The organism is Hydrogenophaga sp. IBVHS1 (assembly GCF_002127265.1).
Classification (GTDB): Bacteria; Pseudomonadota; Gammaproteobacteria; order Burkholderiales; family Burkholderiaceae_C; genus Hydrogenophaga.
Window position 1 is genome coordinate 142,404 of sequence record NZ_NFUU01000001.1, and the last position, 21,192, is coordinate 163,595.

Consider the following 21,192-nt stretch of genomic DNA (forward strand, 5'->3'; position numbering starts at 1 on the left):
CAAGAATGACTGCACAGAACCTGCTCGTCGAGCTGTTCGTTGAAGAACTGCCCCCCAAGGCATTGAAGAAACTTGGCGATGCGTTTGCCACCGTGCTGGCGGACCAGCTCAAAGCCCAGGGGCTGGCCCCTGCCGACGCTGCCGTGACGGCGTTTGCTTCGCCGCGCCGGCTGGCTGCACACGTGAACGGCGTGCTTGCTCGCGCTGCCGACAAGGCCGTGTCGCAAAAGCTCATGCCGGTGAGCGTGGGGCTGGATGCAGCCGGTCAACCCACGCCCGCGCTGCTGAAACGACTGGCCGCGCTGGGTGCAGATGCATCGGCGGTTGCGGGGCTCAAGCGCGCGCCCGATGGCAAGGCCGAAGCCCTGTTCTTCGACAGCGTGCAGCCTGGCGCGGATCTGAGCACCGGCCTGCAGAGGGCACTCGACGAAGCCATCGCGAAGTTGCCCATTCCCAAGGTCATGAGCTACCAGCTCGAGACGGACTGCGAAATGCCCGGCTGGAGCAGCGTCAACTTCGTGCGGCCCGCGCACGGCCTGGTGGCCTTGCACGGCGGCGCGGTCGTGCCGGTGAAAGCACTTGGCCTCAAGGCGGGCCACACCACGCACGGACACCGCTTTGAAGCGGCCGTTTCGCCAGTGGTGCTGAAGAATGCCGACAGCTATGCCGCCACGCTCGCGAAGGATGGCGCTGTCATCGCCTCGTTCGTCGAACGCAAGGCCGAGATCGTGCGCCAGCTTGCAGCGGCGGCTGCGAAGGTGGGTGGCGGCTGCAAGCCGATCGAGGACGACGCCCTGCTCGACGAAGTGACCGCGCTGGTGGAGCGCCCCAACGTGCTCGTCTGCGCTTTCGAGAAGCAGTTCCTCGACGTGCCGCAGGAATGCCTGATCCTCACGATGAAGGCGAACCAGAAGTACTTCCCGCTGCTCGATTCGCAAGGCCGCCTGACCCACCAGTTTCTGGTGGTCAGCAACATCACGCCCGACGACGCGAGCGCCGTGATTGGTGGCAACGAGCGCGTGGTGCGCCCGCGCCTGGCCGATGCCAAGTTTTTCTTCGACCAGGACCGCAAGAAAACCCTGGCCTCGCGCGTCGAAGGCCTGGCAAAGGTGGTCTATCACAACAAGCTCGGCACACAGGGCGAGCGTGTGGAGCGCGTACGCGCCATCGCGCGCGCCATCGGCCAGCAACTCGGTGGCGAAGTGCTCGCAAAAGGCGCCGACACCGCCGCGCAGCTGGCCAAGACCGATCTGCTCACCGACATGGTGGGTGAGTTCCCCGAACTGCAGGGCATCATGGGCGGCTACTACGCGCGCCACGACGGACTCTCTGAAGACATCGCCTTCGCCATTGAAGACCACTACAAGCCACGCTTTGCCGGCGACGATTTGCCGCGCAACACAACGGGTGTGGTGGTGGCGCTGGCCGACAAGCTGGAAACGTTGGCGGGCATGTTCGGCATTGGCAATGTGCCCACCGGCGACAAGGATCCGTTCGCTTTGCGGCGGCATGCGTTGGGCGTGGTGCGCATGCTCATGGAGGGCAAGCTCGCGCTGCAATTCCATGAGCTCACGCGGCTGGCGTTTGCCGCATTCCCTGCCGGGTTGTTGCAGGACCGAAGCGTGGAGCTCGATGAGTTCCTGATCGAGCGGCTCAAAGGTTATCTGCGCGACGCGGGCTTCTCCGCCGCCGAAGTGGATGCCGCCATCTATGCGCGGCAACTCGGCCAGTGGTCGTCCATCCCAGCCAGGCTGGCCGCAGTGCGCGCCTTCGCCGCACTGCCCGAAGCGCCCTCGCTGGCTGCCGCCAACAAGCGAATCTCGAACATCCTGAAGAAGGCCGAAGGAGAAGTTGTGGCGACGGTCGACGAGGCGATGCTGGTCGAAGCCGCCGAGAAAGGCCTGTTCGCCGCCATGCAGTCCACCGTGCCCGCCGCCAACGCAAAATTTGAGGCGGGTGACTACACCGCTTCACTGCAATCGCTCGCCGCACTGCGCGCGCCGGTCGATGCCTTCTTCGATGGTGTGATGGTCAACGCCGAAGACCCCGCGCTCAAGGCCAACCGCCTGGGCTTGCTGAAGCAATTGCATGAAGCCATGAACCGCGTGGCCGACCTTTCCCGTCTGGCCTGACGCCATGAAGCTCCTCATCCTCGACCGCGACGGCACGCTCAACCGCAGCCGCGACGACTACGTCGCCTCGCCGGACGAGTGGGAGGCGCTGCCCGGTGCGCTGGAAGCGGTGGCGAGGCTGAACCAGGGCGGCTGGCGCGTGGTGCTGGCCACCAACCAGTCGGGAATCGGGCGCGGCTTGTTCGACATGGCCTCGCTCAACGCCATTCACGCCAAGATGCACCGCCAGCTCGCGGCGGTGGGTGCGCGTGTGGAGGCCGTGTTTTTCTGTCCGCACGCGCCTGAGGATGCCTGCCGTTGCCGCAAGCCCGCGCCCGGCCTGTTCGAGCAGATCGGCGAGCGTTTCGGTTCGCCTCTGGCAAGTGCACCGGCCGCCGGCAATTCCATCCGCCACATGGAGGCGGCGGCGCGTGCCGGCTGCCCCACGCACCTGCTGCTCACCGGCAAATCCGAACACCTTCGCGGTCGGCTGGGTCTGGGCGGTGCGCAAGACCTCGCTGCGCTGGCGCCCAACCTGCCACCCGCCACGATGACCCACGAAGACCTCGGCGCCTTCGCCGACTGGCTGCTCGCGCAGCCGACCACGAACTGACACCCCCCACAACATGATCCTGGTCAACCTGCTGCGCGCCATTCTTCACACCGTGTTCATGGCGATCACCGTCGTTCCCTGGGCGCTGGCCGTGCTCGTGGCCGCACCGTTTCTCAACAGCACCCAGATCTACTGGATGTGCGCTGGCTGGCTGCGGCTGGCGGTCAACAGCGGCAAGCTGATGCTGGGCATCCGCAACGAGGTGATCGGCTTCGAGAACCTGCCCGTGGGCAGCACCGCGCCAGCCATTCTGCTGCTCAAGCACCAGTCCACCTGGGAAACCTTCTGCATGCCCACGCTGATGCCGCATCCGCTGGCCTACGTGTTCAAGAAGGAGCTGCTCTACGTGCCGTTCTTCGGTTGGGCCATGGGCCGCATGGACATGATCCACATCGATCGCAGCAAGCGCGCGCAGGCCTTCAACAAGGTGGTGGAACAGGGCCAGCGGCTGTTGAACCAGGGCACCTGGGTCATCATGTTCCCCGAAGGCACGCGCATCCCGCGCGGACAGAAGGGCACCTACAAAAGTGGCGGCACGCGGCTGGCCGTGGAAACCGGCGCGCCGGTGATTCCCATTGCCGTGACCTCCGCCAAGTGCTGGCCGCGCAAGGCGTTCATCAAGAAGCCGGGTGTGGTGGAGTTCTCCATTGGCAAGCCCATTCCCAGCCAGGGTCGCGAGCCCGATGAGCTGATGCGCGAAGTCGAGGCATGGATCGAAGCCGAGATGCGGCGCCTCGACCCCGAGGCGTACCGCGCCGCCTGAGGCACAGCATGCAGCGCTTCGTGCAACTGGCGCTCGATTTTTTCGGTGGGTCCGAGGCCACCGTGGCGCCCGCTGCGCCTGCACCCCGCAAGCAGGAGCCGCCTGCGCTTTCGATGACGCAGGTGTTCCAGCCTGCTGCATGGCACCACCCGCGCGCCAACCGCATGTTGCGACTTGGCTCCTGTGAAGTGGGCTACGAATTCAAGCGCGCCAAGCGCCGCACCATCGGCTTGTCCATCAGCACCGATGGCCTGAGCGTGCGGGCGCCGCGCTGGACCCCGGTGGGCGAGGTCGAGGCGCTGCTTCACGACAAATCGGCCTGGGTGCTTGAGAAGCTGCAGAGCGCTCGCGAACGCGCCAGCGAGCTCGACCAGGCCCGGATCGTCTGGGCCGATGGCGCCGAGCTCGATTACCTGGGCCGCCGTCTGCGGCTTGTGCTCGACCCGGCGCATGGCTTCACGCAGGTGGGTGCCGTGCTCGACACCGACGGGGAGCTGGCCACGCTGCGCCTGGGGCTGGCCCACAACGCCAACGAAGGCCAGATCCGCGATGCGGCGCAAGCCTGGCTCATGCGTCAGGCGAGGGCGCTCTTCATCGAACGGCTCGACCACTTCGCGCCGCAGCTTGGCGTGCGCTACACGAAGCTTCGGCTGTCGAGCGCCGGCACGCGCTGGGGCAGCGCCAGCGCCGACGGCAGCATCCGCCTGAACTGGCGGCTCATCCACCTGAAGCTGGACATGGTGGACTACGTGGTGGTGCACGAACTCAGCCACCTGCGCCACATGGACCACAGCCCGCGTTTCTGGGACGTGGTGGCCAGCGTGCTGCCCGACCACGCCGATCGGCGGCGCGCGCTGCGGGAGGCGGCGGTGCCGCTGGACGAGTGATCAGGCGGCGCTGAACCGCCACACGCCCTGCGCGTCGCGCTCGCGCCTGAGCTCACCGGCCATCCACAACCAGTGCAGGTGTGCCACCGCCTCGCCCATGGCGAAGGTGGTCTGGTGCAGGTCGAGGGCGCGCGGGAACAGCACCGGCAGCACGTCCGCGCCGCTACAGGGTTTTTCGCCGCAGGCCTGCCTGACTTCGGCGAGGCGATCGCGGTGGTGGTCTTTCAGTTGCTGAATGCGCTCGTGCAACCCGGTGAACGGTTTGCCGTGGGAAGGCAATACCAAGGTGGTGGTCGGCAGCGGCAGGTATTTCTCCAGCGAATCGAGGAACAGCGTGAGCGAGTCGGCCTCGGGCTCCTGGTCGTAAACGCTCACGTTGGTGGAGATGCGCGGCAACACCATGTCGCCACTGATCAGCACGCCGAGTGTCTCGCAGTGCAGCGCCATGTGTTCCGGTGCATGACCGTAGCCGCTGATGCAGCGCCAGTGGTGACCGCCGATCGGGACTAGCAGGCCGTCGTAGAGACGGCGGTACTCGCTGGGTACCGAAGGCACGAGGCTGGGGTAGTAGCTGGCTCGGCCCCGAATCTTCGCCAGGCTCTCAGGGTCGCTGAGGCCGTTCGCGGCAAAGAAGTTCGCGGCCGCCTCGCCACCGAAGCCGGTGGTGCTTTGCGAGCCGAGGCGCGCCATGGAGAAGTCGGTCGCGCTGACCCACAGCCGGCAGTTCCACTTTTCGCACAGCCAGTCGGCCAGGCCGATGTGGTCCGGGTGCATGTGGGTGACGATCACGCGCAGCACGGGCAGGCCCTGCAGCTCATTGGAGAAGATCGTTTCCCACTGCGCCTGAGCGGCCTCATGCGCAATGCAGCAATCCACCACCGTCCAGCCTTCACGGCCGTCGAGATGGTCACGCAGCAACCACAGGTTGATGTGGTCGAGGGCAAAGGGCAGCCCCATGCGGACCCATCGCACACCGGGCGCGACCTCCAGGGATCGGCCGGTGTCGGGCAACGTATCACCCAGGGGGTAGTGCAGCCGGGCTTCAAGCTGCTCGCGGGAGAGGCTCATGGAGGCGGGATTCCGTTAAGATCGCCAAGTGACGTTGACGTAAACGTAAAGACTCCCGGCATTCTAAGGAGCGACGGCGTCTCGCACTGTCTGAAACCCGACACGGCACGCAAGGTCATTTCCAACCCATGGCGACGAACCCGACCTACACCATCAGCGACCTGGCGCGCGAGTTCGACCTGACCACCCGCGCCATTCGTTTCTATGAAGACATGGGGCTGCTGCAGCCACAGCGAGAAGGCCCGGGCGGACGCAACCGCGTCTACACCTCGCGCGATCGCACGCGTCTCAAGCTCACCTTGCGCGCCAAAAGGCTGGGGCTCTCACTCACCGAAGCGCGCGAGATCATCGACATGTACGACAGCCCGCGCGACACCGGGCCACAGCTGCGCAAGTTTCTCGCGGTGCTGGCCGATCACCGCCGCGAACTCGAAGAGCAAATGGCCGATCTGGTGGCCAACCTCGACGAGGTGAAAACGCACGAGAAGGAAGCCCGCTCCTTGCTGGGCAAGGTGGAGAAGAAGGCGTAAGCTTTCGCGCCCGTGTCTTGCATCAACAAGGATTCGTCATGTCAGTGGTCGCCAGTGTCGTCATCGGTCTCGTCGCACTTCTGCATGTTTACTTCCTGGTGCTGGAGATGTTTCTCTGGGACAAGCCCGCTGGCCTGCGCGCCTTTGGCCAGACGCCCGCTTCCGCGGCCGCCACCAAGGTGCTGGCCGCCAATCAGGGCCTCTACAACGGGTTCCTGGCTGCGGGCCTGGTCTGGGGCCTGTGGCTCGGCGCCGAAGGTTTCGGCGTGAAGGTGTTCTTCCTGGCCTGCGTGCTGGTGGCCGGGCTGTACGGCGCGGCCACCGCCAGCCGCAAGATTCTTTATGTGCAGGCGCTGCCTGCGGCCGTGGGCCTGGTGCTGCTCTACCTGAGCCGCAGCGCGGCCTGATTCCACCAGTTGTCGTGAGTTGACGTTTACGTAAACGTCAACGTAGAATCGCGGGCTGTCCGCACCATCGAGGCTGTCGTGAACCCACCCGCATTCGAACCCCGGAACCCTCTGTTTGACGCCCGCACGCGCGAGAGCTTCGCGCGCCAGGCGGCCATGCGGACGCTGGGTGCCAGCCTGGCCGAGGTGAGGCCCGGCCAAGTGGTGATCACGCTGCCCTGGGCCGAGCCGCTGACCCAGCAACACGGTTTTCTGCACGCCGGCATGGTCGCCACCGCGCTCGATTCGGCCTGTGGCTACGCGGGTTTCACCCTGATGGCAGAGGACGCAGCCGTGCTGACCATCGAGTTCAAGATCAACCTGCTGGCACCCGCGCAAGGCGAACATTTCCGCATGGTCGGCACCGTGATCAAGCCCGGGCGCACCGTCACGGTGTGCGAAGGCCAGGCTTTTGCCATCGAGGGTGGGCGCGAAAAACTGGTGGCCACCATGGGCTGCACGCTCATGGCGGTGGTCGGTCGAGACCACATCCAGGGCTGAGCCCGACAACACACATCAACACAAAGAGGAAGACCACCATGAACCAGCTCCCCGGCCTGAATTTCCAGCTTGGCGAAGACATCGATGCCCTGCGCGACGCGGTGCGCGATTTTGCCCAGGCCGAGATTGCCCCACGCGCAGGCGAGATCGACGCCAGCGACCAGTTTCCGATGGACCTGTGGCGCAAGATGGGCGACCTTGGCGTGCTCGGCATCACCGTGGGCGAGGAATACGGTGGCGCCGGCATGGGCTATCTGGCGCACATGATCGCCATGGAGGAAATCAGCCGCGCCAGTGCGTCGGTGGGACTGTCTTACGGCGCGCACAGCAACCTGTGCGTGAACCAGATCAAGCGCAACGGCAACGACGCGCAGCGCAAGAAATACCTGCCCAAGCTCATTTCGGGCGAACACGTGGGCGCGCTGGCGATGAGCGAACCCGGTGCGGGCTCGGATGTGATTTCCATGAAACTCAAGGCCGAGGACAAGGGCGGCTACTACCTGCTCAACGGCAGCAAGATGTGGATCACCAACGGGCCCGATGCCGACACCATGGTGGTCTATGCCAAGTCCGAGCCCGAGATGGGCGCGCGTGGCGTCACCGCTTTCCTCGTCGAGAAAGGCATGAAAGGTTTCAGCACCGCGCAGAAGCTGGACAAGCTCGGCATGCGCGGCAGTCACACCGGTGAGATGGTGTTCAACAACGTCGAAGTGCCGGTCGAGAACATCCTGGGCGGCCTGAACAACGGCGCCAAGGTGCTTATGAGCGGACTGGACTACGAGCGCGCCGTGCTCACCGGCGGACCGCTGGGCATCATGCAGGCCGTCATGGACAACATCGTTCCCTACATTCACGACCGCAAGCAGTTCGGCCAGAGCATCGGCGAGTTCCAGCTCATCCAGGGCAAAGTGGCCGACATGTACACCGTGCTGCAGGCCGGCCGTTCGTTTGCCTACACGGTGGCAAAGAACCTGGATTTGCTGGGCGCCGAACATGTCCGCCAGGTCCGAAAGGACTGCGCGTCCGTCATTCTGTGGTGCGCTGAAGAGGCCACCAAAATGGCCGGCAACGGCATCCAGATTTTTGGCGGCAACGGCTACATCAACGAATACCCGCTGGGACGCCTCTGGCGGGATGCCAAGCTCTACGAAATCGGCGCTGGCACGAGCGAAATCCGCCGCATGCTGATCGGCCGGGAGCTGTTTGCCGAAACGTGCTGATTAAGATCGCCCCATGACCGCCCAACTCACCGACCTGTTTCATCGCAACCGCGCCTGGGCCGCCGAGATGGTGGCCGCGCGTCCTACCTTCTTCACCGACCTGCTCTCGCAACAGAGCCCGCGCTACATGTGGATCGGTTGTTCGGACAGCCGCGTGCCAGCCAACCAGATCACCGGCCTGGACCCCGGCGAGGTGTTCGTGCACCGCAACGTGGCCAACGTGGTGGTGCCGACCGACCTGAACTGCCTCTCCACCATCCAGTACGCGGTGGACATGCTCAAGGTGCAGCACCTCATGGTGGTGGGGCATTACGGATGTGGTGGCGTGCAGGCCGCGCTGCGCGACGTGCGCGTGGGCCTGGCCGACAACTGGCTGCGCCACATCAAGGATGTGCGCGACCGGCACGCAGCGCTGATTGAAGCCACACCTGAGCAGCACCGCGGCGACGTGTTGTGTGAGCTCAACGCCATCGAGCAGGTGATGAACGTGGCACAGACCACCGTGGTGCAGGACGCCTGGGCGCGCGGACAGTCGCTGACACTGCACGGCTGGGTGTACGGCCTGCGCGACGGCTTGCTGCACGACATGCACATGACCGTCGACGGGAAGGACCAGATCGAAGCGGTCTACCGCGCGGCGGTGGCAGGCGTGGGGGCGGTGCGGCAGAGCTGAGCGCCGGCTCGACCCTGCTCACCCACATCGCGGGACAACCCAGCCACCCCGCACCATGTTTCCTCAACGCCTTGACGCTCCGCAGGCCTACGCCATCGCCAAGGCCATGCTGGACGGCTTCAACCGGCACTACCGGCTGTTCCGCACCGAGTCGGCCCGCGCCAAGCACCGGTTCGAGACGCGTGACTGGCTGGGGCAGCAGCGGGCGCAGCGCGAGCGCATCGAGTTCTACGACCTGCGGGTCAAGGAATGCCTCATGCGCCTCATGAAGGAATTCCAGGCCGACCAGCAGCCCATGGCGGTGTGGGAGCAGGTCAAGCTGCACTACATCGGGCTGCTGGTGAACCACCACCAGCCCGAGCTGGCCGAGACCTTTTTCAATTCGGTCACCACCAAGATTCTGAAGCGCGCGTACTTTCAAAACGACTTCATCTTCGTGCGCCCGGCGGTCTCGACCGAGTACATCGAAAACGAAGAACCGAGCGCAAAACCGACCTACCGCTGCTACTACCCCACGGCCGACAACATGAAGGCCGAGTTGCTTCACCTGCTCGAAGACTTCGATCTGCGCGTGCCCTTTGAAGACCTGCCGCGCGATGCGGGCCTGGTGCTGGGCGCGATGCTGCAGCACTTTGACCACACCCGCTTGCGTGCGAACTTCCAGTTCCAGGTGCTCTCCAGCCTGTTCTACCGGAACAAGGGTGCCTACGTGGTCGGCAAGATCATCAATGGCTTCCAGGAAGTGCCGTTCGCCCTGCCGGTGTTGCACAACATCGGTGGCCAGCTGGTGATCGACGCCGCGCTGTTTGGCGACGACGACCTGCTCATGCTGTTCAGTTTTGCGCGCGCGTATTTCATGGTCGACATGGAAGTGCCCAGCGCGTATGTGCAGTTCTTGCGCGGCATGATGCCGCGCAAGCCGCGCGCCGAGCTCTACAACGCGCTCGGCCTGGCCAAGCAGGGCAAGACGCTGTTCTACCGCGACTTCCTCTTCCACATGCGCCACAGCACCGACCGGTTCCGCATCGCGCCCGGCATCAAGGGCATGGTCATGCTGGTGTTTGATCTGCCGAGTTTTCCGTTCGTGTTCAAGCTCATCAAAGATTACTACCCGCCGCAGAAGGACACCTCGCGCGAGCAGATTCGTGGCAAGTACCTGCTGGTCAAGCAGCACGATCGCGTGGGTCGCATGGCAGATACGCTGGAGTTCTCTGAAGTGGGGTTCCCGCGTGAACGCTTCACCGATGAACTGATTGCCGAAATCCAGCAGTTCGCGCCCAGCCAGCTCGAGATCAGCGACCGCGATGGCGACGGCACCATCGAAGTGGTGCTGAAACACGTCTACATCGAACGCCGAATGATCCCGCTCAACATCTACCTGCAGGAGGCCTTCGACACCGGGGCGAAGGCGCAGGTCGAGCGCGCAGTGATCGAATACGGCAACGCCATCAAGGACCTGGTGGCCGGCAACATTTTTCCGGGCGACATGCTGTGGAAGAACTTTGGCATCACCCGCCACGGCAAGGTGGTGTTCTACGACTACGACGAGATCGAGTACCTCACCGATTGCCAGTTCCGCCGCGTGCCCGCGCCGCGCAACGAAGAAGACGAGTTGTCCGGCGAGGTCTGGTACCCGGTGGGCAAGCACGATGTGTTTCCCGAAACCTTCGGCCCTTTCCTGCTCGGCAATCAATGGGTGCGCGAGGTGTTCATGAAGCACCACGCCGACCTGCTCGACGCCGACTTCTGGCAGCAGCACAAGGAGCGCATTGCCGCTGGCCATGTGCACGATGTTTTCCCCTACGAGCGCGATCGCCGTTTCCTGGCGCATGCGCTCGCCTGACCCTTTTTCTTCATCCCTTCAAGGAGACCCTTCATGTCACAAGCAGATCCCATCGTCATCGTCGGTGCCGCGCGCACTCCCATGGGCTCGTTCCAGAGCGACTTTGCCAGCCTGTCCGCGCACGACCTCGGCGGCGCTGCCATCCAGGCGGCGGTGCAGCGCGCCGGCATCGACCCCGCACTGGTTGACGAGGTGCTGTTCGGCAACTGCCTGATGGCCGGCCAGGGTCAGGCCCCCGCGCGGCAAGCGGCCTTCAAGGGCGGCCTGCCGAAGTCGGCCGGCGCCGTCACGCTCTCAAAAATGTGCGGTTCCGGCATGAAGGCCACCATGCTCGCGCACGACATGCTGGCGGCCGGCAGCGCCACCGTGATGGTGGCGGGCGGCATGGAAAGCATGACCAACGCACCCTACCTGCTGCAGAAGGGCCGGGGCGGCTACCGCATGGGCCACGACAAGATCTTTGATCACATGATGCTCGACGGCCTGGAAGATGCCTACGAACCTGGCCGATCCATGGGCACGTTCGGTGAAGATTGCGCGGCCAAGTACAGCTTCACGCGCGAGCAGCAGGACGCTTTCGCCATCGCCTCGGTTACGCGCGCCAAGGCGGCCACCGAGAGTGGCGCCTTTGCAGTGGAGATCACGCCCGTGACGGTGAAGGACCGCAGCGGCGAGCGCGTGGTGTCCACCGACGAAGGTCCGGGCAAGGTCAAGCTCGACAAGGTCACCAGCCTGAAGCCCGCCTTCAAGAAGGACGGCACCATCACGGCGGCCTCGAGCTCCTCCATCAACGACGGCGCGGCCGCGCTGGTGCTCATGCGCCAGTCCACCGCGCAGAAGCTGGGCGCCAAGCCGCTGGCGCGCATCGTGGGCCACACCACCCACGCGCAGGAGCCCAACTGGTTCGCCACCGCGCCGGTCGGCGCCACGCAGAAGCTGCTGGAAAAAACCGGCTGGGCCGTGTCGGATGTGGACCTGTGGGAAATCAACGAAGCTTTCGCTGTGGTGCCCATGGCGCTCATGACCGAGCTGAGCATTCCGCACGAGAAGGTGAACGTGAACGGCGGCGCCTGCGCGCTGGGCCACCCCATCGGCGCCAGCGGTGCGCGCATTCTGGTCACGTTGATCCATGCGCTGAAGGCGCGCGGTGGCAAGAAGGGCGTGGCGACGCTGTGCATTGGCGGCGGCGAAGCCACCGCCATGGCTGTCGAGTTGATGTGATCAGAACTGGACCCAAGCCATGCTGAACCAGGACCAACTCATGATCCGCGACGCGGTGCGCGCATTCGCCCAGGAGCAGCTGTGGCCGAACGCCGCGCGTTGGGACAAGGAGCACCATTTTCCGAAGGATGTGCACCAGGGGCTGGCCGAGCTGGGCGCCTACGGCATCTGCGTGCCCGAGGCCCTGGGTGGCGCCGGGCTGGACTACGTGACGCTGGCCGTGGTGCTGGAGGAAATCGCCGCTGGCGATGGCGGCACCAGCACCGCCATCAGTGTCACCAACTGCCCGGTGAATGCGATCCTGATGCGCTACGGCAATGCCCGTCAGCAGGAGCAATGGCTGCGACCGCTGGCCGCTGGCCAGATGCTCGGCGTGTTCTGCCTCACGGAGCCGCATGTGGGGTCGGATGCGTCGGCCTTGCGCGCCACGGCTGTGAAGCAGGGCGACGAGTATGTGATCAACGGCGTGAAGCAGTTCATCACCAGCGGCAAGAACGGGCACCTGGCCATCGTGATCGCGGTCACGGACAAGGGCGCTGGCAAGAAGGGCATGAGCGCCTTTGTAGTGCCCACCAGCACGCCGGGTTATCTGGTGGAGCGCCTGGAGGAAAAGCTGGGCCAGCACAGCAGCGACACAGCGCAGATCCGTTTCGAGAACTGCCGGATTCCTGCGGAGAACCTGATCGGCGCTGAGGGGGAGGGCTACAAGATCGCCTTGTCGGCGCTGGAGGGCGGTCGCATCGGGATTGCCGCGCAGAGCATCGGCATGGCGCGCAGCGCATTTGAGTGTGCGCTCACGTATTCCAAGCAGCGCGAAAGTTTTGGCCAGCCGATTTTTAACCACCAAGCCGTGGGCTTTCGGTTGGCCGACATGGCCACGCAGATCGAGGCTGCGCGCGCGCTAACGCACCATGCAGCCACGCTGCGGGATGCGGGCGAGCCCTGTCTGAAGGAGGCGGCCATGGCCAAGTTGTTTGCCAGCGAAATGGCCGAGGCGGTGTGCTCGGCGGCCATTCAGGTGCATGGTGGCTATGGCTATGTGAACGACTTTCCGGTCGAGCGCATTTATCGGGACGTGCGGGTATGCCAGATCTACGAAGGCACGTCGGACGTGCAGAAGATCATCATTCAGCGCGCGCTGGCTTGACCAATTTAGAGCTCTCCGGTGGGAGCGGTCGTCGGTGACCGGGTTGCCCGGCTCCGCGAATGTCCCCCGGTGGCCTTCGGCCCCCTCCTCCTTAATTTCGCTGCGCCGGGCAACCCGGTCACCGGCGACCTTCCGGCGGGCGAGGCTGCATTTTTTCAGGATGCCGTGGAACCGGCTTTGCCGGGCCACAGGCATCGCCCCCTGGGGGGTGACGCCGAAGGCGGCGCGGGGGGTACCATTCCAAACCATGAACATCATCATCCTGGGTGCAGGTCGCGTCGGAGAAAGCGTCGCAGAGAGCCTGGTCTCCGAGCAGAACGACATCACCGTAATCGACATGGATCCGGCCCGATTGCGCAGCCTGGAAGAGCGCATCGATCTTCGAGGCGTGGTCGGCAACGGCATCCAGCCCTCGGTGCTGCAGGAAGCCGGCGCCAAAGACGCCGATATGTTGATTGCCTGCGCCGCCAACGACGAAGCCAACCTGGTGGTCTGCAAGATTGCGCACGACATTTTCAACGTGCCCAGCACCATTGCGCGCCTGCGCTCTCCCGAGTTCAACGAAGGCGACGCACTGCTGGGCAAGAATGGCTTTGCGGTGGACCATGTGATCTGCCCCGAAGAGTCGGTGACCCGCTACATCCACCAGCTCATCAGCTACCCCGAAGCCCTGCAGGTGCTGGAGTTTGCCGATGGACGAGCCAGCCTCATCGCGGTGCGTGCCGCACACGGGGGCGCGCTCGTGGGCCACACCATCGGTGAGTTCCGCGATCGCTTTCCTCAGGCCGAGATGCGCGTGGTGGCCCTCTACCGCCTCGACACCGAGATGGGGGCCACGCCGGAAACGCGCATCCTCGCGGGCGACGAAGTCTTTGTGCTGGCCGACACGCAGAAGATCCGCTACGTGCTGGGCGCGATCCACAACATCGACGAGCCGGTGCGCCGCATCATGATCGCCGGGGGCGGCAAGGTCGGTCTGCGTCTGGCTCGAACGCTGTCGGGCCAGTGCGAGGTCAAGATCATCGAGCGCGACCAGAAGCGGTGCGAGTATCTGGCCAGCCAGTTGCCTTCCAGCATGCTCATCCTGCAGGGCGACGGTGCCGACGAGGACCTGCTGCTTGAAGAAAACGTGGGCCAGATGGACATGTTCCTCGCGCTCACCAGCGACGACGAGGACAACATCATGTCGGCCATGCTGGCCAAGCGCATGGGCGCCAACCGAGTCCTGTCCCTGATCAACCGCCGCGCCTACGCCGACATGATGCAGGGCAGCACGATTGACATCGCCATCTCGCCCTCACAGACCGTCATCGGCGAGCTGCTCACGCACCTGCGCCGTGGCGATGTGGCGGCGGTGCACAGCCTGCGCCGGGGTGCGGCCGAGGCGCTGGAAGGCATTGCGCGCGGCGATGTGAAGACCAGCAAGCTCGTGGGCCGCAAGGTGGAAGAGGTCAAGCTGCCCAAGGGGACGCGCATTGGCGCCATCGTTCGCGGGGAAGGCCGCAAGTCCGAGGTGCTGATGCCGCACCACGACACCGTGATCCAGGCCGACGACCACATCATCATGTTCATCCCGAACAAGCGCCTCGTGCGCGAAGTGGAAAAGCTGTTCCAGGTGGGTGCCACCTTCTTCGGCTGACGCCTGGCGGAATCTTTTCGTGCTGCACAGCCTGCTCCCTGTTCTCTCGGTCTTCTCGCGCATCGTGCTGGCGTTCTCGCCGGCTTTTCTGGTGCCGCTGGCCTGGGCCTGGTTTCTGGACGAGCGCCACCATGCGCTGGTGTGGGCCTACGGCTTCGCGTTCACCACCACCTGCGGCCTGATTCTCTGGCAGACCACCCGCAGACACCGGCGTGAACTCCAGGCCAAGGATGGCTTTCTCCTGGTTAACCTGGTGTGGACGCTGTTGCCCGCTTTTGCGGCAGTGCCGCTGATGTTCACCGTGCCCGACATCACCTGGACCAAGGCCTATTTCGAAGCCATGAGCGCGCTCACCGCCACCGGTGCCACCGCGTTGTCTGGCCTGGATGCTCTGCCCATTTCGGTCAACGTCTGGCGCTGTTTCCTGCAGCTCGTGGGGGGGCTGGGCATCATGCTGCTGGTGGTGGCGGTGCTGCCGCTGCTGGGCCTGGGCGGCGTGCAGCTCTACCGGGCCGAGACGCCGGGCCCGATGAAAGACACCAAGTTCACGCCGCGAATATCGGAGACGGCGCGTGGCCTGTGGGGCGTGTATGTGATGTTTTCCGTGGCCTGCATGTTGTCTTACCGCTGGGCCGGCATGGACTGGGCCGACGCCTTCATGCACATGTGCACCACCATGGGTCTGGGGGGCTTTTCGTCGCACGATGCAAGCTTCGGTCACTGGGATTCGCACGCCATCGAGGCCGTGGCCACCGTCTTCATGACCCTGGCTGGCGTGAGCTTCATGCGCTATTTCATCGTGCTGCGGCACCGCACACTGCGCCCACTCACCAACGACCGCGAGATCCGCACCTACATCGCCATCCTGACCGTGTCCATCGTGGCCGTGGCCATCCTGCTCACGGCGCACGGCGTGGTGGCCGATTTCCCCGAAGCCTTGCGCACCAGCGCCTTTCACGTGGTGTCGGTGGCCACCACCACCGGTTACGCGTCGACCGACTACGCGCAGTGGCCGGTGTTCGCGCCGGTGCTGCTCATGTTCCTGGGCTGCTTCGTTTCCTGCGCGGGTTCCACCGGCGGCGGCATCAAGCTCGTTCGCATGGTGCTGCTGGTCAAGCAGGCGCGGCGTGAGCTGGTCCGCATCATCCATCCGCGCGTGGTCAACCCCGTCACGCTGGGCGGGCGTGTCATGCCACCCACGGTCATGACCGCCGTGCTCGGCTACATGCTGATCTACGGCGCGGCCACCATGGGCCTGACCATGGTGCTGCTGTTCACGGGGCTGGACATCGTCACCGCGTTCTCGGCGGTGGTCGCCACCGTGAACAACATTGGGCCCGGCCTGGGCGAAGTGGGCCCGGCGAGCAACTTCGGCGTGCTCAACCAGGTGCAGATCTGGGTGCTGACTTTTGCGATGCTGCTTGGTCGCCTCGAACTGCTTGCCGTCCTGGTCTTATTCACCGGCCACTTCTGGAAGAAGTAGGTTCAGCCGCGCGGTGGGATGTTCAGGCCGCGCTGCACGGCCGGACGCGCGCCAAAGGCTTCGAGCACACGCGCCAGGTTGGGGAAATCCTTGAACCCCACGAGGTCGCCCGCGCCGTAGAAACCCACCAGGTTGCGCACCCACGGCCAGGTGGCGATGTCGGCGATGGTGTATTCGTCGCCCATGATCCAGTCGCGTCCTTCCAGGCGCTGGTTCAGCACACCCAGCAGCCGCTTCGTCTCCCCCACGTAACGGTCTCGTGGGCGTTTGTCCTCGAATTCCTTGCCGGCGAACTTGTGGAAGAAGCCGAGCTGACCAAACATCGGCCCCACGCCACCCATCTGGAACATCAACCACTGCAGGGTCTCAAAGCGCGCCGCCACGTCAGCGGGCAGCAGCTTGCCGGTCTTGCCCGCCAGGTAGATCAGGATGGCGCCCGATTCCCACAACGCCAGCGGTAGACCATCAGGACCGTTCGGGTCCAGGATGGCCGGGATCTTGTTGTTCGGGTTGAGCGAGAGAAAGGCCGGCGACATCTGGTCGTTGGTCTCGAAGCTGACCAGGTGCGGTTCGTAGGGCAGGCCGGTCTCCTCCAGCATGATCGACACCTTCACGCCGTTGGGTGTGGGCAGTGAATAGAGTTGCAGGCGATCGGGGTAGGTGGCGGGCCACTTCTTCGTGATGGGAAAACTGTCGAGTGCGCTCATCTGGGGGTCCTTGGCTGCGGTGAAGACAAGCCGCCATTGGAACCCGCCGCGGCAAGACCCGCCAGCGCGCAAGGACATCGATAATTCGGCATCTACGGAGAACCCGACCATGCCCGTCACCAAAGGATTCCGCGCGCTCGTGGACGAAGCCACCGCGCAAATCACCACCTACAGCGTTGCCCAGGTGCGCGAGCGCATGCAGACCGGCGACCCCACCCTGCAGCTGGTGGACATTCGCGATGTGCGTGAACTCGAGCGCGAAGGCACAGCCCCGGGTGCACTGCACGCGCCGCGCGGCATGCTCGAATTCTGGGTTGACCCTGCGTCGCCCTATTTCAAGCCGGTGTTCGGCGACGAAGGCAAGGAATTCGTGCTGTTCTGCGGTGCCGGCTGGCGCAGCGCTCTGGCCACCGAGACCCTCAAGCGCATGGGCATGGACAACGTGGCCCACATCGACGGCGGATTCACAGAGTGGGTGCAGCAGGGCGCTCCCACCGAAACGCTGGAGCAACGCAAGGCGAAGAAGACCGGATGAAGGACAGCTGCCCCTGCGGCCGTGGCACGGTTTTCGACAGCTGCTGCGGCCGTTACATGGGCACCGGTGTGCCCGCCCCCGACGCCGAGTTGCTCATGCGCTCGCGCTTCACCGCCTTTGTGCGCGGCGATGTGCCGCATCTGCAGGCGACCTGGCATCCCAGCCATCGACCCGCGTCGCTGGAACTGGATGGCAGCGTGAAATGGCTGGGTCTGGAGGTGAAGCACCACAAGGTCCTGGACGCCTCACATGCCGAGGTCGAGTTCGTGGCCCGGTCTCGCATCCAGGGTCGGGGCCAGCGCCTGCACGAACGCAGCCAGTTCGTGCAGGAAGATGGCCAGTGGTTTTATGTGGATGGCGACATCCTCCCTTGAAGGACGACATGTTCGAAGCGGTTCTTTTTGATTGCGATGGCGTGCTGGTGGACAGCGAGCCCATCACCAATGGCGTGCTGCGCGAGGTTTTGAACGAGAGCGGCTGGGCCATCACGCAGGCCGAGTGCATGCAGGTGTTCATTGGCAAGGCGGTGCGCGATGAGCGCGCGCGCATCGAAGCCGAAACGGGCCAACCCCTCACCGAGGCCTGGATGCAGGCCTTCTACGAACGGCGCAACACGCGCCTGCTGGCCGAGCTCAAGGCGGTGCAGGGTGCGGTGGAAGCGGTGGCAGCGATCCACCGCCACGTCGATGGCCGCATCGCCTGCGCCTCTGGCGCCGACCGGCCCAAGGTGGTGATGCAACTGGACCACGTGGGCATGCTGCCTTATTTCGGCGAGCGCATCTTCAGCGGCCACGATCAGCCGCGCTCCAAGCCAGCGCCCGACGTCTACCTGGCCGCTGCCGCCCACCTGGGTGTGGACCCGGCGCGCTGCCTTGTGATTGAAGACACGGCCACCGGCGCACAGGCAGGGCTTGCGGCGGGGGCGACGGTGTGGGGGTATTGCCCGGAGGGGCACGGTCGGTCGTTCGAGGGCTTGGCGGTGGAGCGGGTGTTTGCCCACATGGACGAGCTACAGAACCTGTTTGCCGCGCCACTCGCCCGGTGATTCCCCTGTCCACGCCTTGAACGCCCGGATGAAGCTCTTCTCGTTCTGAAACCCGGCCGCCTGCGCCACCTGCTTGATGGGGCGCTTCGTGCGCAGCAGCAATTCGGTGGCGCGCTGGCGGCGCACCTCGTCTTTCAGGGCCTGCAGCGAGGCGCCTTCCTCTTTCAACTGGCGGTGCAGCGTGCGGGCCGAGAGGTTGAGCAGAACCGCCAGGTCGTCGGCGTTGTGCGCGTCCAGCGGTTGTGTGGCCAGCACCTGGCGCACGCGCTGCACCAGCAGGCGGTCGCGCCGGAAAGAGCGCACGGTCAGCGGCAGCGCGCGTTGCAGCAGTTGCGTCATGGCTGCTTCGTCACGGCGCAACGGCAGGGCGAGGTAGCGCGCGTCGAACTGGATGGCGGCGTGCCCGGCGTCGAAATGCGAAGGGCCGTCGAACAGCAGGGCATAGGCGTCGACGTGTGGCGGCGCAGGGTAGGGCAACTGTGCGCCCCGCAGCGGGATGCGCGAGTCCACGTACCAGCAGGCCAGGCCATGGATGTTGCGCAGGAGCGAGACCACGCAGAGTTCGGTCATGGCGCCGACATCGCGCTGCAGGCGCACGGCGATGCGCGCCACGTCGCCTTCGATTTCCAGCATCGGCAGCGGGTCGGTGGCCAGCAAGCCGTGGTGACGGCACCAGCGCTTGAGCGCCACGCCCAGCGTGGGCGATGACAGCGAGGCGCGCGCGAGCAACCCATAACTGCCCCAGGGCAGGGCGCGGTCGAAGCAACCCAGGGCCTCGTCGTCGAGCTCACGCATGGCGGCACCGGAGATCACCTCCATCTGCGTGGCGGTGATCCGCGCAGCGGGGTCATCGATATCTTCTGTCTTGATTTGTGCCTGTTCCAGGGCCGCAGTCGGGTCCAGGCTTCGAGCAGCATAGGCCTGCACCATCGCTCTTACGAAGGCCATTGGCGTCAGCGCAGGGCCTTGAAAGGGTGAGGCGGTATCGGTCGAACTGGGCATCGGGGAAGTTTCTACCGGATTGGCGCGATTTGCAACCTGCATGGCCCACTGCGCGTCGGCGCGATGTCTATCCTCCACAATCCCCAAAAACAACCACGGATGCCACCATGTCGATCCTGGAGACACAACTCAACGCCCGTTCCGCCGACTTCCAGGCCAACGCCCAGGCCATGCGCGCGGTGGTCGACGACCTCCGGGCGCAGGTGGAAAAAGCCACGCTGGGCGGTGGCGAGGCTGCCCGCGCCAAGCACACCAAGCGGGGCAAGCTGCTGCCCCGGGACCGCGTGCAGATGCTGCTGGACCCCGGCACGCCCTTCCTCGAACTCAGCCCGCTGGCCGCGCTGAACATGTACCCCGATCGCGATGGCACCGACAGCGCACCCTGCGCTGGCGTCATCACCGGCATTGGCCGGGTGAGCGGTGTGGACTGCATGATTGTCTGCAACGACGCCACGGTGAAGGGCGGCACCTACTACCCGATGACGGTGAAGAAACACCTGCGGGCGCAAGAGGTGGCGATGCAGAACAACCTGATATGCATCTACCTGGTGGACTCGGGCGGCGCCAACCTGCCCAACCAGGACGACGTGTTTCCCGACCGCGACCATTTCGGCCGGATCTTCTACAACCAGGCCAACATGTCGGCCAACGGCATCGCGCAGATTGCCGTGGTGATGGGCTCGTGCACCGCCGGTGGCGCCTACGTGCCCGCCATGAGCGACGAAACCATCATCGTGAAAAACCAGGGCACCATTTTCCTGGGCGGCCCGCCGCTGGTGAAGGCGGCGATTGGCGAGATCGTGAGCGCTGAAGACCTGGGCGGTGGCGACGTGCACACGCGCCTCTCGGGGGTGGCCGATCACCTGGCGCAGAACGATGCCCACGCACTCGCCCTGGCGCGCCAGGCGGTGGCCACTCTGAACCGCCGAAAAATCGCGACGCAGGCGCTGCGCGAACCCCGCGCGCCGCTCTACGACCCGCAAGAGGTCTACGGCGTGATCCCGGTCGACACGCGCAAGCCTTACGACGTGCGCGAAATCATCGCCCGCATCGTTGACGGCAGCGAGTTCCACGAGTTCAAGGCGCGTTACGGCGCCACCCTGGTCTGCGGCTTCGCGCACATCGAGGGCATGCCGATCGGCATCGTCGCCAACAACGGCGTGCTGTTTTCCGAGAGCGCGCAGAAGGGCGCGCACTTCATCGAACTCTGCTGCCAGCGCAAGGTGCCGCTGCTGTTCCTGCAGAACATCACCGGCTTCATGGTGGGCAAGAAGTACGAGAGCGAAGGCATTGCCCGCCACGGCGCCAAGATGGTCACGGCCGTGGCCACCGCGCAGGTGCCCAAGTTCACGGTGATCATCGGCGGCAGCTATGGCGCCGGCAACTACGGCATGTGCGGCCGCGCCTACAGCCCGCGCTTCCTCTGGATGTGGCCCAACGCGCGCATCTGCGTCATGGGCGGCGAGCAGGCCGCTGGCGTGCTGGCCACCGTCAAGCGCGATGGCATCGAGGCCAAAGGCGGTACCTGGAGCGCCGAAGAGGAAGCGAAATTCAAGCAGCCGGTGCTCGACCAGTTCGCCCACCAGTCGCACCCTTACTACTCAAGCGCGCGCCTCTGGGACGACGGCGTGATCGACCCTGCCGACACCCGCCGCGTGCTGGGGCTCGCTTTGTCGGCCGCGCTGAACACGCCGATCGGCGAACCGAAATTCGGCATTTTCCGGATGTAGCAATCTGCACCCCTGCGCCGTCTTCGGC

At 65.0% G+C, this 21,192-nt stretch carries 21 protein-coding genes; 18 read left to right on the forward strand and 3 right to left on the reverse strand.

Features of this window, described 5'->3' with window-relative positions:
• Window positions 1–5 precede the first annotated feature (5 nt).
• The 4 genes from glyS to CAP37_RS00720 are packed head-to-tail and all read left to right on the forward strand — an operon-like array spanning window position 6 to window position 4,374.
• Entirely contained in the window at window positions 6–2,132 is a 2,127-nt protein-coding gene (glyS, locus tag CAP37_RS00705) for a glycine--tRNA ligase subunit beta (protein ID WP_086122390.1), read from the forward strand.
• A 4-nt stretch (window positions 2,133–2,136) separates the two neighbouring features.
• The gene (gene gmhB, locus CAP37_RS00710; RefSeq protein WP_086122391.1) at window positions 2,137–2,724 is read left to right on the forward strand and encodes a D-glycero-beta-D-manno-heptose 1,7-bisphosphate 7-phosphatase; all 588 of its coding nucleotides are present in this window, start codon (window positions 2,137–2,139) and stop codon (window positions 2,722–2,724) included.
• Between the two features lie 13 nt (window positions 2,725–2,737).
• Window positions 2,738–3,487: a 1-acyl-sn-glycerol-3-phosphate acyltransferase gene (locus CAP37_RS00715; protein WP_086122392.1), complete on the forward strand. Its 750-nt coding sequence runs from the start codon at window positions 2,738–2,740 to the stop codon at window positions 3,485–3,487.
• 8 nt (window positions 3,488–3,495) lie between these two features.
• Entirely contained in the window at window positions 3,496–4,374 is an 879-nt protein-coding gene (locus tag CAP37_RS00720; RefSeq protein ID WP_086122393.1) for a M48 family metallopeptidase, read from the forward strand.
• On the opposite strand, the gene CAP37_RS00725 is transcribed toward CAP37_RS00720, so the two are convergent.
• Window positions 4,375–5,442 (reverse strand): MBL fold metallo-hydrolase, encoded by a 1,068-nt coding sequence (locus CAP37_RS00725; RefSeq protein ID WP_086122394.1) that lies wholly within the window; start codon window positions 5,440–5,442, stop codon window positions 4,375–4,377.
• 128 nt (window positions 5,443–5,570) lie between these two features.
• Between CAP37_RS00725 and CAP37_RS00730 the strand changes: the two genes are divergently transcribed.
• The 10 genes from CAP37_RS00730 (at window position 5,571) to CAP37_RS00775 (ending at window position 16,145) form a co-directional block, all read left to right on the forward strand.
• The gene (locus tag CAP37_RS00730; RefSeq protein ID WP_086122395.1) at window positions 5,571–5,972 is read left to right on the forward strand and encodes a MerR family DNA-binding transcriptional regulator; all 402 of its coding nucleotides are present in this window, start codon (window positions 5,571–5,573) and stop codon (window positions 5,970–5,972) included.
• 38 nt (window positions 5,973–6,010) lie between these two features.
• Window positions 6,011–6,379, forward strand: coding sequence for a DUF1304 domain-containing protein (locus CAP37_RS00735; RefSeq protein ID WP_086122396.1), 369 nt, complete (start codon window positions 6,011–6,013; stop codon window positions 6,377–6,379).
• Window positions 6,380–6,457: 78 nt separating this feature from the next.
• Entirely contained in the window at window positions 6,458–6,919 is a 462-nt protein-coding gene (locus CAP37_RS00740) for a PaaI family thioesterase (RefSeq protein WP_373271028.1), read from the forward strand.
• 38 nt (window positions 6,920–6,957) lie between these two features.
• Window positions 6,958–8,139: an isovaleryl-CoA dehydrogenase gene (locus CAP37_RS00745; RefSeq protein WP_086122397.1), complete on the forward strand. Its 1,182-nt coding sequence runs from the start codon at window positions 6,958–6,960 to the stop codon at window positions 8,137–8,139.
• 13 nt (window positions 8,140–8,152) lie between these two features.
• Window positions 8,153–8,812, forward strand: coding sequence for a carbonate dehydratase (gene can / locus CAP37_RS00750; protein ID WP_086122398.1), 660 nt, complete (start codon window positions 8,153–8,155; stop codon window positions 8,810–8,812).
• Between the two features lie 55 nt (window positions 8,813–8,867).
• Entirely contained in the window at window positions 8,868–10,655 is a 1,788-nt protein-coding gene (gene aceK / locus CAP37_RS00755) for a bifunctional isocitrate dehydrogenase kinase/phosphatase (RefSeq protein WP_086122399.1), read from the forward strand.
• A gap of 33 nt (window positions 10,656–10,688) precedes the next feature.
• Window positions 10,689–11,876, forward strand: coding sequence for an acetyl-CoA C-acyltransferase (locus CAP37_RS00760; protein WP_086122400.1), 1,188 nt, complete (start codon window positions 10,689–10,691; stop codon window positions 11,874–11,876).
• A gap of 19 nt (window positions 11,877–11,895) precedes the next feature.
• Window positions 11,896–13,023: an acyl-CoA dehydrogenase family protein gene (locus CAP37_RS00765; protein ID WP_086122401.1), complete on the forward strand. Its 1,128-nt coding sequence runs from the start codon at window positions 11,896–11,898 to the stop codon at window positions 13,021–13,023.
• Window positions 13,024–13,270: 247 nt separating this feature from the next.
• On the forward strand, window positions 13,271–14,662 hold the full coding sequence (gene trkA / locus CAP37_RS00770; RefSeq protein ID WP_086122402.1) for a Trk system potassium transporter TrkA: 1,392 nt from the start codon (window positions 13,271–13,273) through the stop codon (window positions 14,660–14,662).
• A gap of 22 nt (window positions 14,663–14,684) precedes the next feature.
• A complete protein-coding gene (locus CAP37_RS00775; protein WP_086124754.1) occupies window positions 14,685–16,145 on the forward strand; it encodes a TrkH family potassium uptake protein in 1,461 nt (486 codons plus the stop codon).
• Window positions 16,146–16,147: 2 nt separating this feature from the next.
• On the opposite strand, the gene CAP37_RS00780 is transcribed toward CAP37_RS00775, so the two are convergent.
• Window positions 16,148–16,852, reverse strand: coding sequence for a glutathione S-transferase C-terminal domain-containing protein (locus CAP37_RS00780; RefSeq protein WP_086122403.1), 705 nt, complete (start codon window positions 16,850–16,852; stop codon window positions 16,148–16,150).
• A 109-nt stretch (window positions 16,853–16,961) separates the two neighbouring features.
• Between CAP37_RS00780 and CAP37_RS00785 the strand changes: the two genes are divergently transcribed.
• Genes CAP37_RS00785 through CAP37_RS00795 form a run of 3 tightly spaced genes read left to right on the forward strand, consistent with a single transcriptional unit; the run spans window position 16,962 to window position 18,432 of the window.
• Complete coding sequence (locus CAP37_RS00785) at window positions 16,962–17,387, forward strand: rhodanese-like domain-containing protein (RefSeq protein WP_086122404.1); 426 nt, start codon at window positions 16,962–16,964, stop codon at window positions 17,385–17,387.
• A complete protein-coding gene (locus CAP37_RS00790; protein WP_086122405.1) occupies window positions 17,384–17,761 on the forward strand; it encodes a YchJ family protein in 378 nt (125 codons plus the stop codon). Before CAP37_RS00785 ends, CAP37_RS00790 begins: the two co-directional genes overlap by 4 nt.
• An 8-nt stretch (window positions 17,762–17,769) precedes the next feature.
• Window positions 17,770–18,432, forward strand: a complete 663-nt coding sequence (locus tag CAP37_RS00795; protein WP_086122406.1) for an HAD family phosphatase — start codon at window positions 17,770–17,772, stop codon at window positions 18,430–18,432.
• Here CAP37_RS00795 and CAP37_RS00800 read toward each other — a convergent pair.
• Window positions 18,397–19,434 (reverse strand): AraC family transcriptional regulator, encoded by a 1,038-nt coding sequence (locus tag CAP37_RS00800; RefSeq protein WP_086122407.1) that lies wholly within the window; start codon window positions 19,432–19,434, stop codon window positions 18,397–18,399. The two genes, CAP37_RS00795 and CAP37_RS00800, sit on opposite strands and share 36 nt — an antisense overlap.
• A gap of 107 nt (window positions 19,435–19,541) precedes the next feature.
• Here CAP37_RS00800 and CAP37_RS00805 point away from each other — a divergent pair, with 107 nt between their 5' ends.
• On the forward strand, window positions 19,542–21,164 hold the full coding sequence (locus CAP37_RS00805; RefSeq protein WP_086122408.1) for a carboxyl transferase domain-containing protein: 1,623 nt from the start codon (window positions 19,542–19,544) through the stop codon (window positions 21,162–21,164).
• Window positions 21,165–21,192: the final 28 nt, after the last annotated feature.

What these genes read in the sequence shown, in the direction of transcription:
- CAP37_RS00765 (WP_086122401.1), top strand. Translation starts at nt 11,896, where the DNA reads ATGCTGAACCAGGACCAACTCATGATCCGCGACGCGGTGCGCGCATTC.
- aceK (WP_086122399.1), top strand. Translation starts at nt 8,868, where the DNA reads ATGTTTCCTCAACGCCTTGACGCTCCGCAGGCCTACGCCATCGCCAAG.
- trkA (WP_086122402.1), top strand. Translation starts at nt 13,271, where the DNA reads ATGAACATCATCATCCTGGGTGCAGGTCGCGTCGGAGAAAGCGTCGCA.
- CAP37_RS00785 (WP_086122404.1), top strand. Translation starts at nt 16,962, where the DNA reads ATGCCCGTCACCAAAGGATTCCGCGCGCTCGTGGACGAAGCCACCGCG.
- CAP37_RS00730 (WP_086122395.1), top strand. Translation starts at nt 5,571, where the DNA reads ATGGCGACGAACCCGACCTACACCATCAGCGACCTGGCGCGCGAGTTC.
- CAP37_RS00725 (WP_086122394.1), bottom strand. Translation starts at nt 5,442, where the DNA reads ATGAGCCTCTCCCGCGAGCAGCTTGAAGCCCGGCTGCACTACCCCCTG.
- CAP37_RS00715 (WP_086122392.1), top strand. Translation starts at nt 2,738, where the DNA reads ATGATCCTGGTCAACCTGCTGCGCGCCATTCTTCACACCGTGTTCATG.
- CAP37_RS00790 (WP_086122405.1), top strand. Translation starts at nt 17,384, where the DNA reads ATGAAGGACAGCTGCCCCTGCGGCCGTGGCACGGTTTTCGACAGCTGC.
- gmhB (WP_086122391.1), top strand. Translation starts at nt 2,137, where the DNA reads ATGAAGCTCCTCATCCTCGACCGCGACGGCACGCTCAACCGCAGCCGC.
- CAP37_RS00760 (WP_086122400.1), top strand. Translation starts at nt 10,689, where the DNA reads ATGTCACAAGCAGATCCCATCGTCATCGTCGGTGCCGCGCGCACTCCC.
- CAP37_RS00780 (WP_086122403.1), bottom strand. Translation starts at nt 16,852, where the DNA reads ATGAGCGCACTCGACAGTTTTCCCATCACGAAGAAGTGGCCCGCCACC.
- glyS (WP_086122390.1), top strand. Translation starts at nt 6, where the DNA reads ATGACTGCACAGAACCTGCTCGTCGAGCTGTTCGTTGAAGAACTGCCC.
- CAP37_RS00800 (WP_086122407.1), bottom strand. Translation starts at nt 19,434, where the DNA reads ATGCCCAGTTCGACCGATACCGCCTCACCCTTTCAAGGCCCTGCGCTG.
- CAP37_RS00745 (WP_086122397.1), top strand. Translation starts at nt 6,958, where the DNA reads ATGAACCAGCTCCCCGGCCTGAATTTCCAGCTTGGCGAAGACATCGAT.
- CAP37_RS00805 (WP_086122408.1), top strand. Translation starts at nt 19,542, where the DNA reads ATGTCGATCCTGGAGACACAACTCAACGCCCGTTCCGCCGACTTCCAG.
- CAP37_RS00720 (WP_086122393.1), top strand. Translation starts at nt 3,496, where the DNA reads ATGCAGCGCTTCGTGCAACTGGCGCTCGATTTTTTCGGTGGGTCCGAG.
- can (WP_086122398.1), top strand. Translation starts at nt 8,153, where the DNA reads ATGACCGCCCAACTCACCGACCTGTTTCATCGCAACCGCGCCTGGGCC.
- CAP37_RS00795 (WP_086122406.1), top strand. Translation starts at nt 17,770, where the DNA reads ATGTTCGAAGCGGTTCTTTTTGATTGCGATGGCGTGCTGGTGGACAGC.
- CAP37_RS00735 (WP_086122396.1), top strand. Translation starts at nt 6,011, where the DNA reads ATGTCAGTGGTCGCCAGTGTCGTCATCGGTCTCGTCGCACTTCTGCAT.